The sequence below is a fragment of the Agrobacterium sp. CNPSo 3708 genome (assembly GCF_028674915.1).
GTDB classification, from domain to species: domain Bacteria; phylum Pseudomonadota; class Alphaproteobacteria; order Rhizobiales; family Rhizobiaceae; genus Agrobacterium; species Agrobacterium cavarae.
Window position 1 is genome coordinate 923,470 of sequence record NZ_JAQZSF010000002.1, and the last position, 13,504, is coordinate 936,973.

A 13,504-nucleotide genomic window follows, 5' to 3' on the forward strand; every position below is an offset into this window, starting at 1 on the left:
AGACATACCACCCGATAACCGGAGGAGGGTTATCCGTCATGAAAATTGCATCTATCCATCCCTTCATTCTTCATCTGCCGCTCACGTCCGATTCCATTTCGGACTCGACCCATTCCATCACCCATTGGGGCGTCGTCGGCACGAAGCTCGTCACAACGGATGGGCTGGAGGGTTACGGCTTTACCGGCACGCATGCACATCTCGCCTCGGACCGGCTGATCACTGCCTGCATTCGCGATTGCTATGCGCCTCTTCTGATTGGCGAAGATGCCAATGACCATTCGCGGCTCTGGACCAAGCTTGCCCGCTATCCATCGCTGCAATGGGTCGGCCGTGCAGGCATCACCCATCTGGCACTTGCCGCGGTCGACGTCGCGCTCTGGGACTTGAAGGCGAAGAAGGCGGGCCTTCCGCTGTGGAGCTATCTCGGCGGAGCCCGCACTGACAAGCTTGAGGCTTACAATACCGATATCGGTTGGCTTTCATTCACGAAGGACGCTCTGATCGAGGGGTCGGCAAGAGCCGTCGATCAGGATGGCTTTACCCGGCTAAAGATCAAGGTCGGTCACGACGATCCGAATGTCGATATCGATCGGCTGACGGCGGTTCGCGAGCGTCTTGGCGGGTCGGTGCGCATCGCCATCGACGGAAATGGCAAATGGGATCTGCCGACCTGCCAGCGTTTCTGCGCGCTCGCACGGGATCTGGATATCTACTGGTTTGAAGAACCGCTCTGGTATGACGATGTCGGCAGCCACGCAGCACTCGCCCGCAACACGGCAATTCCGATCGCGCTCGGTGAACAGCTCTACACGGTCGATGCCTTCCGCTCCTTCATATCAGCGGGCGCGGTCGCCTATGTTCAGCCGGATGTGACCCGGCTTGGCGGCATTACCGAATATATTCAGGTGGCGGATCTGGCCCTGGCGCATCGCCTGCCCGTCGTGCCGCATGCAGGCGAGATGAGCCAGGTCCATGTCCACTTGAGCTACTGGCACCCGGCCTCGACGATCCTCGAATACATTCCCTGGATCAAGGATCACTTCGAGGAGCCGGCAGATGTTCAGGGCGGCGTCTACAAGCGGCCGCAACGCCCCGGCGCTGGCACGACCGTGCTGGAAAAAAGCTTTGCCCGTTTTGGCAAAAGCATAGGCTGAAGCGACGTTGGCGCGTTTAGAGCGTGCGATAAGCCCGCTTGAAGTAAAGCAGCGCCTCTTCCCCTTCTCCTACGGCAGTATCGACCACATCGCATATGATGATGTCGTGGGTACTGCCATCATGGATTGCGCGAACACGGCAATCGAAGGAGGCGAGTGCGCCTTTCAGAATCGGTGCACCGGTTTCGAGCGACGACCACTCACCGCCTGCGAAACGCTCCTCCATCGGGGTCTTGCCTCCGAAGAGCTGGCTCAATGGCTGCTGATCTGCTGAGAGCGTGTTGACGCACACGACGGCGTTCTCAAACAACATCCGATACGCCGATGAACTGCGATTGATGCAGACGAGAAGGGTTGGGGGATTGTCCGATACGCTACAGACGGCGGTGGCGGAAAACCCCGCCCTGCCTGCCGGTCCATCTGTGGTGACGATATTGACTGCGCCGGCAAGCTGCGCCATCGCGTTTCTGTAGTCCAGGCTGCGCTCTTCCGCAGTCTTAATCCCCATTGCGGCTTCCTTCTCACCATCTGACATACGCATCTCAAGCGACTGTTCCTAAAGAGTCGTCAAATACAGGACGTCTGTTCCGCTCCACATTAACGTCTCGAGGCCGCAAGGGAATCGAAAATTCTTCCCGCAGCGAATAAATGCGGGCCGACCTCAATTCGCTGTCCCCCAGAGCGCCTTACGTCGTCTTGTTGGATGCACAAACAAAGCCTTACCTTCTTGAAGACGCGCATCGTGATTTTTGCGAAATTTCAAGCCTGATTTTTACACCTCTATTGGTGACAGAAAAAAAGCCCCAGACGACGTCCGGGGCCTTTCATCAGCGATGCTGATCGCGCAGTTTCAGAACTCTTCCCAGCTGTTTGCCTTCAGCGCCGCGTTCCCGTTGAAGGAAGACGCAACGCGATTGACGAGGCTACGAACTGGAGAGCGCTGAGGTGCCGCGGATGGAACGACGGGACGTGCCGAGACCGCCGTCTGAGCGCTGCGCTGCGAACCCGTTTCGAACGCGCCCACGAGGGAAAACAGCGAATCCGCCTCTCTGGCGAGCGAGTGGCTGGCTGCCGTCGACTCTTCCACCATGGCAGCGTTCTGCTGCGTGCCCTGATCCATTTGGGAAACCGCGTTATTGATTTCCTTGATACCGGTGGACTGCTCACGCGATGCCTCAACGATTGAGAGCACGTTGACGCTGATATCCTTCACCTGCGCGACGATGTGGGTGAGCGCCTCACCCGTCTCACCGACAAGGCCAACACCGTTTTTGACATGATCGCCTGACTTTGCAATCAGTGCCTTGATGTCCTTTGCAGCACTGGCCGATCGTTGGGCAAGCTCGCGCACTTCCTGGGCGACGACAGCGAACCCCTTACCGGCCTCACCCGCGCGTGCGGCTTCGACACCAGCATTGAGTGCTAGCAGATTGGTCTGAAACGCAATCTCGTCGATGACTCCAATAATATTGGAAATCTCTCTTGAAGACGCTTCGATCTCGTTCATGGCGCCGATGGCCTTTGTCACGACAACGCCGGAGCGTTCTGCGTTTTCACGCGTTTCGCTCACGAGGCGACCGGCTTCCTCTGCCCGGCGCGTCGTATCCGCCACCGTGGTCGTGATCTGCTCCAGCGCCGCGGCGGTCTCTTCGACCGACGCTGCCTGCTGTTCTGTGCGTCGTGCCAAATCGTCGGCAGATGCTCTGATCTGGTTGGAACCCGCCGCAATCCCCTGCGCGTTTCCGCTGACCTTTATGATCGTATCCTCAAGCCGCTCTATCGCACCATTGAAGTCCACGCGGATCTTGTCGAGACGGTCAGCGAAGCTGTCTTGGATGCGGTAGTTCAGCTTGCCGTTTGCAAGAGCGCCGAGACCCGCACCGAGCGTATCGACCACGTGCTGCACTTCCGCTGCGTCCTGGGCCTGCCGCGCTTCGCGCTCCAAACGTTCACGTTCAGTGAGCGATCGGTTGGCCTCGGCTTCGGCCTCAAGCTTGATACGCTCCTGGGCGTTGGTTTTAAAGACTGCAACGGAGCGAACCATTTCGCCGATCTCGCTGCAGTCAGGTTCAACATCCAATGCAGCATCGGCGCGACCTGCTGCGAGTTCACGCATGGTGCCAACCACGCTGCCGATAGGGCCCGTGATCGAGCGGGTAATGATTGCGGCAAGAACAGCCACGACGGCAAGGACACCTAAGGATGTTAGAATTGATACAGTAAGGCCACGTTGTTCAGACGTCGCAACGCCTGTAGCATAGGCACTCAGTTCCGCACCGACTTTGTCTTCGACCGTCTTGAGAACGTTGATGCGGTCCGTGGTCGCTTTGTACCAAGCTTCTCCGCTGATGCCACTCAACTGGCCTCCAAAGGGCGCCTGTAGAAGAACAGAGCGCTGCGTATCGACAAGCTTGGCGGCATCGCTGCCAAGTGCAGCCTCCAGCGCTGATTTTTCAGCAGCACCTGCATAGGAATCGAAGATCGAGAAATAGACGCCCTGCATGGCACCGAGGCGAACGAATTTCTGATAGCTTTCGGGAGTGATGCTTCCGGTGGTAAAGGCCGCGGTTCCGATTGTTCGTTCCTGGCCCGCCCGTTCCTTCCCTTGCAGGAGTGCAGAATAAGCGATTATCCGATTGGAAATGCGGCTGTCCGACGTCAGAGAACTCATCGATTCGATGAGCTTGATCTGGCTGCCGATCGTATCGGCGAAATAAGCACCAATATCGGCAACAGATGCCTTTAGCGAGGTAATGTCCTGCCGCATGGCGTCAAGCTTGTCGAGCTTTGCTTGCGCGGTAATGGCGAGCTGCATGAAAGCAGGAGTGCCGGCGGCTTCTTCGGTCGTCAGATTAAGCTTTCGAAATCTCGCAATCGCGGCATCGGTCACGAGGCGCTGTTTTTCGAGAAGAGGTCCGAACTCGCCCTGCCCCTTCGCACCCACAAAGCCGGCAGAGGCACCGCGCTCCTTCTGAATTTCGTGGACCATACCACCGATCAGAGGTGCCATGGCTGAGATCTCAGAGACGGAACTGGCTTGAGAGGCAACGTCCAGCCTTCGGAAATTATCTTGGACCACAGCGCCTAGGAGGGCGATTGTAGGGATAGCGGCAACCACGACGATGCGGGTGCTGATTTTCAAGTTCCTGAAAAAATTCACTTTTGCCTCGATCCATCTGAAGACTCTTCGACGGCGCTTGAACGCCTGCGACGACTTTCGTCATGGATGAAGGTAATAGGATAAAATAATTTATTATCGGTTTAATTGCCTAAATGATGATCAGGTGTAACAGCAGTTGATCACATTTTTCATGGCTTAACCAACAGGTAAGGATTGGAGGTGCCTTCCCCTGCGGAGATACTGGGGAAGACGATCCATCGCGAGGCTGTACTGGCCTTAGTCCATCTGAACGTTGGCTTCCTTCACCACCGGACCCCATTTGGCAATCTCTTCCGACACGTGGGTCTTCAGCTCCTCCGGCGACGAACCGACGATTTTAGCGCTGAAATCCGCCATGCGCTTTGCCACATCCGGATCGGACAGTGCCGTTTTGGCAGCCTCATTCAGCTTGGCGATTGCCTCAGGCGGCGTCCCGGCCGGTGCGAAAAGTGCGTTCCAAGTATAGGTTTCGTAACCAGGCACGGTTTCGGCAATTGTCGGCACATCTGGGAATGAGGAAGCTCGCTCCGCCGTCGTCACACCCAGAGCCTTCAAGGTTCCAGATTTGATATGGGCAGAAGAGGACGGCAAATTGTCGAACATGATCGAGATCTGGTTACCGAGAAGGTCATTCAAGGCCGGACCGGAACCCTTGTAAGGCACGTGCTGCATCTCAACCCCGGCCATGCTCTTGAACAGTTCGCCGGAAAGGTGAAGCGGCGTGCCGTTGCCGGAAGAGGCATAAGCGTGTTTATCTGGCTCCTTTTTCAGAAGCGCGATCAGTTCGGCCGCGTTGTTGACGGGCAGCTGCGGATTGACCACGAGCACGTTAGGCACGATAACCAGAAGAGAAATCGGCGCGAAATCTTTTTCGGGATCATATGGCTTCGTCTTGAGGATCAACGGGTTGAGCGCATGTGTCGCAACCGTGCCCATGAGGATCGTGTATCCATCGGGCTCGGCACGGGCGACGCGGTCGGCACCGAGATTGCCACCTGCCCCGCCGACATTTTCCACGACGATCTGCTGACCAAGAGCATCGCCCATTTTCTGCGCAATCACACGTGCAACGACATCGGTCGAGCCGCCTGCCGCAAAAGGCACGACGAGCGTGATCGCGCGCTCAGGAAAGCCTTCGGCATAAGCAGCCGTGTTAAACGTCAACAAAGCTGCCGCAGATGCAGCAAGCATCAAAGCTGCACGTCGTTTCAAAAATCCAATTGCCATAAAATCTCCTCCTCACGGCCCAACGGCCTGGGAGGCATAGTACTAAAAGCAACGACCGTAGCAACCTCTACATGCGATCTGAGCTTTTTCAGGAGTCAATTTGTTATGAAATACACGTATGACGCGTTTCTTATATTTGGATGTATAATCTGAGCAATAAAAAACCCGCCATGAAAGCGGGTTTTTCAGCATCATCACATGAAGCACAGGATTACGCGCGAAGCACGCCGCCCGTTGTCTTTTCGACATTACCGACGATCTTTGCGGTCAAGGCTTCGAAGTCCTCATCCGTCAGGGTCTTGTCCATCGGCTGGATCTGAACTTCGATCGCAATCGACTTCTTATTCTCACCGAGCGACGCGCCTTCGAAGACGTCGAAGACGTTGACGCCGGTGACGAGCTTGCGATCGGCGCTGGTTGCCGCCTTTATGATGGCGCCCGCCTCGACCGACTTGTCGACCACGAAAGCGAAGTCGCGTTTCACCACTTGGAACGGTGAAAGCTCCAGCGCCGGCTTGGTGCGCGTTGCCTTCTTCTTCGGTTCTGGCATGGCGTCGAGATAAATCTCGAAGCCGCAATAGGCACCGGAGATATCCAAAGCGCCGAGTGTCTTCGGATGGAACTCGCCGAAGTAACCAAGAACGACCTTCGGACCCATCTTGATCGTGCCGGAACGGCCAGGATGGTACCAGGACGGAGCACCGGCCTCGATCTGCACATTCGCCATCGGCAAACCGCAGGCTTCGATCACGGCAAGCGCATCAGCCTTGGCATCATAGACATCGACGGGCTTTCCGCCGCCCTTTGCTGTGTTCGACCACATGCGGCCTGCACCGGCAAGCGATGCGGTGCCACGGCGAACGCCACCGGCGACGCGCCGCTGGCCCTCCGGCGTATCGCCTTCATAGGTACCCGACACTTCGAAAATCGCCACATCGCCATAGCCCTTGTCGGCATTGCGCTGGGCTGCGGTCAAGAGACCGGGAAGCAGGGATGGCCGCATGTCGGACATATCGGCAGCAATCGGGTTGGCGAGCTTGAGCGCGGAGGAGCCGCCGCCGAAGAGCTTCGCCTGCGATTCCGGAATGAAGGACCAGGTGACGGCCTCGAGCATGCCACGGCTCGCAAGTGCGCGGCGCGCGGTGCGCGTGCGGATCTGCAGCGTCGTCAAAATGCGCCCGTTGATGGCGCCAACGCTCTCAAGCGGTTCCGGCTTGATGTTGTCGACGCCGTGGATGCGCATGACCTCTTCCACCAGATCCGCCTTGCCATCGACGTCCGGACGCCATGAGGGCACCGACACGGAAACACGCTCGCCGAAGCCTTCGATGCCGAAACCGAGACCTTTGAGGATAGCAAGGCTTTCTTCCGCCGAAACCTCGAGACCCGTGAGGCGCTTCACCTCGGAGAGTGGGAAATCAATCCACTTCGGCTCGAAGCCCTTGTAGCCGACGACCTTGGCATCTCCGGCAACGCCGCCGCAAAGCTCGAGCACCAGTTCCGTCGTGCGCTCGAGGCCCGGCACCATATATTCCGGATCGACGCCGCGTTCGAAACGATAGCGCGCATCGGTAATGATGCCGAGAGAACGTCCGGTCTTGGCGATGTTGATCGGATCCCAAAGTGCCGACTCAATCAGCACATCGACGGTATTCTCGTCGCAGCCGGAATGTTCGCCGCCCATGACACCGCCGATGGACTCGAGCCCGTTGTCGTCGGCAATCACCACATTGTTTGGACCGAGCTTGTATTCACGCTGATCGAGGGCAAGGATCGTTTCGCCTTCTTTCGCGCGTCGCACGACGAGATCGCCCTTGACTTTCGCCGCATCGAAGACGTGCATAGGGCGGCCCTGATCGAAGGTCATGTAGTTGGTAATGTCGACCAGTGCGTTGATCGGGCGCAGGCCGATTGCCAGCAGGCGCTGCTGCATCCACTTCGGGCTGGGGCCATTCTTCACGCCGCGCACGATGCGAAGCGAAAAGCCCGGGCAGAGAGCCGCATCATCAAGCTCCAGCTTGACATCGACCGGCGTTGCGCCCTCGACCTTGAAGCTCGGTGCAGACCGCGTCTTCAACGTGCCGAGACCGGAGGCCGCCAGATCACGTGCGATGCCATAGATCGAGGTGCAATCCGGACGGTTCGGCGTGAGGTTGATCTCGATGACCGGATCATCAAGCCCGGCATAGGACGCGAAAGACGTGCCGACCGGCGCATCTTCCGGCAGATCGATGATGCCATCGTGATTGTCGGATATGTTGAGTTCCTTTTCGGAACACATCATGCCGTGGCTTTCGACACCGCGGATCTTGCCGACGGAAAGCGTCACATCGATGCCCGGAACATAAGTCCCAGGACGCGCCAAGGCGCCAACGAGGCCGGCGCGCGCATTTGGCGCCCCGCAAACGATCTGCACCGGCTTGCCGTCACCGGCATCCACCGACAGCACCTTCAGGCGATCCGCTTCCGGATGCTTTTCCGCCGACAGAACCTTTGCGATGACGAAGGGCTTGTAAGCCGCCTTGTCGTCGACATCCTCGACCTCGAGACCGATTGCCGTCAGTCGTTCGCAGATCTGCTCCAGAGAGGCATCCGTATCGAGATGCTCTTTTAGCCAAGAGAGCGTGAATTTCATACTATATACTCCTCGACTTGACCGATCAGACGCTCAGACCGCCGAACAGCGTCGGCATGTCGAGCGGGCGGAAGCCGTAATGGTTCATCCAGCGAACATCGGCGTTGAAGAAATCGCGCAGGTCCGGCATGCCGTATTTCAGCATGGCGATGCGGTCGAGACCCATGCCCCAGGCAAAGCCCTGATACTCATCCGGATCGAGCCCACCGGCGCGCAGCACATTGGGGTGCACCATGCCGCAGCCGAGGATCTCCATCCAGTCCTTGCCTTCGCCGAACTTGATTATCGGGCCGGAGCGGTCGCACTGGATATCCACTTCGAAGCTCGGCTCGGTGAAGGGGAAGAAGGACGGGCGGAAGCGCATGACGACGCTATCGACCTCGAAGAAGGTCTTGCAGAACTCTTCGAGAATCCAGCGAAGGTTTCCGACATGCGCTTTCTTGTCGATCACCAGGCCTTCGACCTGGTGGAACATCGGCGAATGGGTGGCATCGGAATCCTGGCGGTAGGTCTTGCCGGGAATGACGATACGGACCGGCGGCTTCTGTGCTTCCATGGTGCGCACCTGAACCGGCGAGGTGTGCGTGCGCAGAACCTTGCGCTCACCGTTCTCATCCGGCTGGAAGAAGAAGGTGTCGTGCATTTCGCGGGCGGGGTGGCCTTCCGGGAAGTTCAGCGCCGTGAAGTTATAATAGTCGGTTTCGATATCCGGGCCTTCGGCAATGGAGAAGCCCATATCGGCGAAGATCGCCGTGATCTCATCGACGATCTGGCTGATCGGATGAATGCGGCCGCGTTCGGCAGGAGACTGACGAACGGGTAAGCTGACGTCGAGCGTCTCGGCCTTCAGCCGCGCTTCGATGGCTGCATCCTTCAGCTCGCTCTTGCGAGCGGTGAGGAAGTCCGTCACTTCATTCTTCAGCTGGTTGATGGCGGCGCCGCGTGTCTGGCGCTCTTCCGGCGTCATGGTGCCCAGCGTTTTCAGCAGCTCGGAAACCGAGCCCTTCTTGCCAAGCGCCGACAGGCGCACGGCCTCGATGGCCGCCTCGTCCGCCGCCGCAGCGATCTCCGACATCAGTTGCGATTTCAAAGTGTCCAGTTCAGTCATCTTTTCCTGCCCTGCCGGAGGTCTTGGCCCCGACATCGGTTTCAACAGCATTCTTTAGAAAGTCGGTCGCCACGATAAAGCGTCGCAGATCACTACCCATCTGCACGCGGCCAATCAACCGGGCGAGCGGCAAAAATCGGCCAAGCACACGCACCAGGCGACGCAATTCATCGATGGTCGCCTGTGGTGCATGGGCGGACCATCCGCGATAGGCAGCGCCAAGCGTTGCATCGGTGTTTTCGGCAAAGGCGCTCAGCGGCAAGAACAGCAGCCACAGGTCACGCGCCTGAGCGCTGGCAAGCGGCATGACCGCCTGCGGCTCTTCCTCGAAATCCATGAAGCCGATCCGGCCACCTTTGAGAAAGAAATCGCGAATATGCGGGCGCCCATGGCAAAGACCGGCGGCGTGAAGCTCGCCAAGTTCGATCGCCGACTGAACCAGCAACCGGTCGGGATGTCCTTCGCTTGCCTTGCGCGCCACGATGCCCTGGATGGTCGGCCCCACATCCTCCAGCACGATGGCGGTATCGGAGGAATAGATGATCGCCGGAACGGTGAAGCCCGCATTGCCGAACTCGATCATCCGGCGCTTTTCGCGCGCCATCATCTCGACAGGTGAAAGCACCGGGGAGGGTCTGAGGAACGCGTATGGAAGAAGGCGGGCAGCAAAGCCCTGCAACTTGCTCCACCACCGTGGTTCTTCCGTGCCTTGACGCTTGATCCAGACGGCGCCGGAACTCAGCTCCAGTCGCTGAATGCGCTTTTCGCTCATCAACAGGGTCTGCATGAGCGCAGCAATATCGGCGTCTTCCAGATGAACATGGAAGCCCTTTTCCCTCTCGCTCGCATTGGCAGCCTGAAGCATGATAGTCCCGTCGGCGCCAAAGCGCCCAGAGGGCTTCCTTCTGAAAAGGAAGCATTTTCAAACGTAAAACCCGCCCCGGTTGCCCGGCGCGGGTTTCAAATGAACAACAATTTGTCCGCGCCGTAATTACTTTACAGCGGATTCAAACTCGTTGGCCGTACCTGCATCCTTGAGGTACTCAAGAGCCTTCTTCGCGGCGTCGACGAGCGCGCCGAAAGCTGCCGGCTCATGGATAGCCATGTCGGACAGAACCTTACGGTCAACTTCGATGCCAGCCTTGTTCAGGCCGTCGATGAAGCGGCCATAGGTCAGGCCGAATTCGCGGACAGCAGCGTTGATACGCTGGATCCACAGAGCGCGGAAGTTACGCTTGTTGACCTTGCGGTCGCGGTAAGCGTACTGCTTGGAACGGTCAACCGCTGCCTTTGCTGCACGGATGGTGTTCTTGCGACGGCCGTAGAAGCCCTTGGCTGCCTTGAGTGTCTTGGTGTGCTTGGCGCGGGAAGTTACGCCACGTTTTACGCGTGCCATGTCATGATCTCCTTAAAGTGTCCAAAAATGCGGAAGAGTCTTAGAGACCGTTCGGCAGGTAGTTCTTGACGACTTTTTTGCCGTCAGCTTCGGCCAGAACCATGGTTCCGCGCGCGTCGCGAATGAACTTGTTGGAACGCTTGATCATGCCGTGGCGCTTACCGGCGGCGGCTGCGAGAACCTTGCCGGTGCCAGTGATCTTGAACCGCTTTTTTGCAGCGGATTTCGTCTTCATCTTGGGCATTTTGCTACTCCGTTATTTTGTATCGAAACAGGCAGACGAAGCCCGCTTCAAGCTATTCAAGAACGGCCACGGCATGCCCTGCCGGACCGTTCGGACGCGCGCTTATAACCGCAGTTATGAGAAAGCGCAACGGGGAAGCCAAACTTCCCCTGCGAGAGTGGAAAACGCCGACCTCGATGTCAGCGCGCCCAAGCATTACTTCGGTGCAAGCACCATCATCATCTGGCGGCCTTCCAGCTTCGGCTCGGCTTCCACCTTGGCGATTGTCAAGGTATCTTCCTTCACCTGCTGCAGCAGCTTCATGCCGAGTTCCTGGTGAGCCATTTCGCGGCCACGGAACTTCAGCGTTACCTTCACCTTGTCGCCTTCTTCGAAGAAACGGTTCATCGCCTTCATCTTCACCTCATAGTCATGGGTGTCGATGTTCGGACGCATCTTGATTTCTTTGACCTCGACGATCTTCTGCTTTTTGCGCGCTTCGGCCGCCTTCTTCTGCGTCGAATATTTCAGCTTACCGAGATCGAGAATTTTGCAAACAGGCGGTTCTGCATTCGGCGAAATCTCGACAAGATCAAGACCGGCCTCTTCCGCCATCTTCAACGCCTGGTCCGTCGGCATCACGCCGAGGTTCTGGCCTTCTTCATCAATCAGCTGAATTTTGGGAATGCGAATTTCCCTGTTGGAGCGCGGGCCTTCCTTGACGGGGGCATCGGCTTTGAACGGTCTGCGAATGGTCGTATTCTCCTGATCTGTTTCGATATCGCGTCGGCAAAAACAGCTTGTCGGTGCAAATGGCTGAAATGTCGTGAACGCCTCTGGGAAGTCAATAGCATGGCTTTGCAAAAAAATCACCTCCTGTCGTGGTTTTTACGAATCTGGTCTACAGGGGAAAGAAACGTATGGAGAATAAGATGACGCAGCCACACGAAGCCCCACAGTATATTGTCGTCGGTGAAGGTGACGCCGCGCGCGAGATCGCCATCCTGTCTCGATCGGCTCAAACGTCGGATCATCGCCCTGCCCTCGTCTGGCTCGGGGGCTACCGCTCCGACATGACAGGCACGAAGGCTGTCGAGCTCGATCGTTTTGCGCAACAGGAGGGGCTCGCCTGCATCCGCTTCGATTATTCTGGTCATGGCGCATCGAAAGGCGAGTTCAGAGACGGCACCATTTCACGATGGCTGGAGGAATCTCTTGCCGTTCTGGATGACAAGGCACCTAAAAGCGTCATTCTGATCGGTTCGTCCATGGGTGGATGGATCGCACTCAGACTGATTGAGGAACTGCGCAAGCGCGGCAAGGGCCCGAACGTTTCAGGTCTTGTCCTTATTGCGCCAGCGCCGGACTTTACTGCGGAATTGATCGAGCCCAATCTGACGGAAGCTGAACAGGCGTCGCTTACCGAGCGCGGCTATTTCGAAGAGCCATCGGAATACAGCCCCGAGCCCAACATCTTCACCCGCGATCTGATGGAGGACGGCCGCAAAAATCTGGTTTTGAAGGGCGTGATCGATACCGGCTGCCCCGTTCATATTCTGCAGGGCATGCACGACGACGACGTTCCGTACCAACATGCCCTGCGACTGATGGAACACCTGCCTGCCGACGATGTGGTCTTGAGCCTTATCCGTGATGGCGACCATCGGCTTTCGCGTCCCCAGGACATCGAAAGAATGCTCAGTGCGGTCAAAAGCCTCGTAGCTTCGGGCACCGCGCGTCTTTAAGGGCGCACAAAGAATGCTCTACTCCTTTGAATCGATGCGCCGTTCTTTCCGAAAATCGATTTCGATCTTCGGGCCGATGCTTTAAGCATGTCGGCAACGCTCTTAACCATAATATTCATCTTGCGTTCATAGAAAGCCCGCTTCCGATTGACACTTACCCCTGATCTCTCTTAACACTTTATTAAGACTTCAAGGGACGGGTTTGATGATGAATGCATCGCAGGCACGGGCGCTGCTCATTGCAGTGGCGGCCGGACTACTTTCTGCGGCCTCCGTGCAGGCTGAAAACAAAGGCAGCCCGGCCATGGTGACGGGCGGCATTACATCGCAGCCGATCGGCCATTACGAATTCTGCCAGAGATACGCATCCGAATGCGATATCCGCAGCAAGCTGACACCCGCTCCTCGCGTGACGGATTATGGCTGGACTGTCATTCGCGACATCAACACTGAAGTGAATACCACCATCGTCGCCATGACCGACCAGGAAGTCTATGGCAAGGACGAATATTGGGAATATCCCAAGACCGCAGGCGATTGCGAAGACTTCGTGCTGTTGAAGCGCAAGAAGCTGATCGAGAAGGGCTTTGCCGTCTCCGATCTTCTCATCACCGTCGTGCGCAAGCCCGATGGCGAAGGCCACGCCGTGTTGACCGTGCGGACCAATGACGGCGATTTCATCCTCGACAATTTGTCGAACGAAGTGAAGCTGTGGACCGACACCAACTACACCTATTTGAAGCGTCAGGCTTCCTTCAACACCGGTCGCTGGGTCTCCATCGAAGATGGCCGTGATGTTCTGGTTGGCGCACTGCGCTAAACAGACAGCATTGGCAAACACCGCTTAGGTATC

Annotated in this window: 12 protein-coding genes; 3 read left to right on the forward strand and 9 right to left on the reverse strand. The window is 57.4% G+C overall.

The features are described 5' to 3' along the window. Window positions 1-38: 38 nt before the first annotated feature. Window positions 39-1,157, forward strand: coding sequence for a mandelate racemase/muconate lactonizing enzyme family protein (locus PVA19_RS07220; RefSeq protein ID WP_274101782.1), 1,119 nt, complete (start codon window positions 39-41; stop codon window positions 1,155-1,157). A gap of 16 nt (window positions 1,158-1,173) precedes the next feature. Here PVA19_RS07220 and PVA19_RS07225 read toward each other — a convergent pair whose 3' ends face one another. The 9 genes from PVA19_RS07225 to infC all read right to left on the reverse strand — a co-directional run bounded on the left by PVA19_RS07225 (window position 1,174) and on the right by infC (window position 11,659). Next, on the reverse strand, window positions 1,174-1,698 hold the full coding sequence (locus PVA19_RS07225; protein WP_112520606.1) for a flavin reductase: 525 nt from the start codon (window positions 1,696-1,698) through the stop codon (window positions 1,174-1,176). Window positions 1,699-2,007: 309 nt separating this feature from the next. Beyond that, a complete protein-coding gene (locus PVA19_RS07230; RefSeq protein ID WP_274101784.1) occupies window positions 2,008-4,167 on the reverse strand; it encodes a methyl-accepting chemotaxis protein in 2,160 nt (719 codons plus the stop codon). A gap of 387 nt (window positions 4,168-4,554) precedes the next feature. Further along, the gene (locus PVA19_RS07235; RefSeq protein ID WP_112359035.1) at window positions 4,555-5,544 is read right to left on the reverse strand and encodes a Bug family tripartite tricarboxylate transporter substrate binding protein; all 990 of its coding nucleotides are present in this window, start codon (window positions 5,542-5,544) and stop codon (window positions 4,555-4,557) included. Between the two features lie 211 nt (window positions 5,545-5,755). Then, a complete protein-coding gene (gene pheT / locus PVA19_RS07240) occupies window positions 5,756-8,179 on the reverse strand; it encodes a phenylalanine--tRNA ligase subunit beta (protein ID WP_274101786.1) in 2,424 nt (807 codons plus the stop codon). Between the two features lie 25 nt (window positions 8,180-8,204). Then, window positions 8,205-9,287: a phenylalanine--tRNA ligase subunit alpha gene (pheS, locus tag PVA19_RS07245; protein WP_274101787.1), complete on the reverse strand. Its 1,083-nt coding sequence runs from the start codon at window positions 9,285-9,287 to the stop codon at window positions 8,205-8,207. Then, window positions 9,280-10,152 (reverse strand): serine/threonine protein phosphatase, encoded by an 873-nt coding sequence (locus PVA19_RS07250; protein WP_274101788.1) that lies wholly within the window; start codon window positions 10,150-10,152, stop codon window positions 9,280-9,282. The genes pheS and PVA19_RS07250 overlap by 8 nt, the downstream gene beginning before the upstream one ends. 126 nt (window positions 10,153-10,278) lie before the next feature. Further along, complete coding sequence (rplT, locus tag PVA19_RS07255; protein WP_027674723.1) at window positions 10,279-10,683, reverse strand: 50S ribosomal protein L20; 405 nt, start codon at window positions 10,681-10,683, stop codon at window positions 10,279-10,281. Between the two features lie 40 nt (window positions 10,684-10,723). Then, window positions 10,724-10,927 carry a 50S ribosomal protein L35 gene (rpmI, locus tag PVA19_RS07260; protein ID WP_027674722.1) on the reverse strand — a complete coding sequence of 68 codons (204 nt, stop codon included), beginning with the start codon at window positions 10,925-10,927 and terminating at the stop codon, window positions 10,724-10,726. A gap of 195 nt (window positions 10,928-11,122) precedes the next feature. Further along, complete coding sequence (gene infC / locus PVA19_RS07265) at window positions 11,123-11,659, reverse strand: translation initiation factor IF-3 (RefSeq protein ID WP_111847509.1); 537 nt, start codon at window positions 11,657-11,659, stop codon at window positions 11,123-11,125. A gap of 179 nt (window positions 11,660-11,838) precedes the next feature. Here infC and PVA19_RS07270 point away from each other — a divergent pair, with 179 nt between their 5' ends. Both PVA19_RS07270 and PVA19_RS07275 read left to right on the forward strand, forming a co-directional pair. Next, on the forward strand, window positions 11,839-12,651 hold the full coding sequence (locus tag PVA19_RS07270; RefSeq protein WP_274101789.1) for an alpha/beta hydrolase: 813 nt from the start codon (window positions 11,839-11,841) through the stop codon (window positions 12,649-12,651). A 205-nt stretch (window positions 12,652-12,856) separates the two neighbouring features. Continuing rightward, a complete protein-coding gene (locus tag PVA19_RS07275; protein ID WP_062423626.1) occupies window positions 12,857-13,471 on the forward strand; it encodes a transglutaminase-like cysteine peptidase in 615 nt (204 codons plus the stop codon). Window positions 13,472-13,504: the final 33 nt, after the last annotated feature.

Excerpts from the sequence above, each read along its gene's own strand:
- PVA19_RS07220 (WP_274101782.1), top strand. The coding sequence starts at position 39 with ATGAAAATTGCATCTATCCATCCCTTCATTCTTCATCTGCCGCTCACG.
- PVA19_RS07225 (WP_112520606.1), bottom strand. The coding sequence starts at position 1,698 with ATGCGTATGTCAGATGGTGAGAAGGAAGCCGCAATGGGGATTAAGACT.
- PVA19_RS07230 (WP_274101784.1), bottom strand. The coding sequence starts at position 4,167 with ATGGCACCTCTGATCGGTGGTATGGTCCACGAAATTCAGAAGGAGCGC.
- PVA19_RS07235 (WP_112359035.1), bottom strand. The coding sequence starts at position 5,544 with ATGGCAATTGGATTTTTGAAACGACGTGCAGCTTTGATGCTTGCTGCA.
- pheT (WP_274101786.1), bottom strand. The coding sequence starts at position 8,179 with ATGAAATTCACGCTCTCTTGGCTAAAAGAGCATCTCGATACGGATGCC.
- pheS (WP_274101787.1), bottom strand. The coding sequence starts at position 9,287 with ATGACTGAACTGGACACTTTGAAATCGCAACTGATGTCGGAGATCGCT.
- PVA19_RS07250 (WP_274101788.1), bottom strand. The coding sequence starts at position 10,152 with ATGCTTCAGGCTGCCAATGCGAGCGAGAGGGAAAAGGGCTTCCATGTT.
- rplT (WP_027674723.1), bottom strand. The coding sequence starts at position 10,683 with ATGGCACGCGTAAAACGTGGCGTAACTTCCCGCGCCAAGCACACCAAG.
- rpmI (WP_027674722.1), bottom strand. The coding sequence starts at position 10,927 with ATGCCCAAGATGAAGACGAAATCCGCTGCAAAAAAGCGGTTCAAGATC.
- PVA19_RS07270 (WP_274101789.1), top strand. The coding sequence starts at position 11,839 with ATGACGCAGCCACACGAAGCCCCACAGTATATTGTCGTCGGTGAAGGT.
- PVA19_RS07275 (WP_062423626.1), top strand. The coding sequence starts at position 12,857 with ATGATGAATGCATCGCAGGCACGGGCGCTGCTCATTGCAGTGGCGGCC.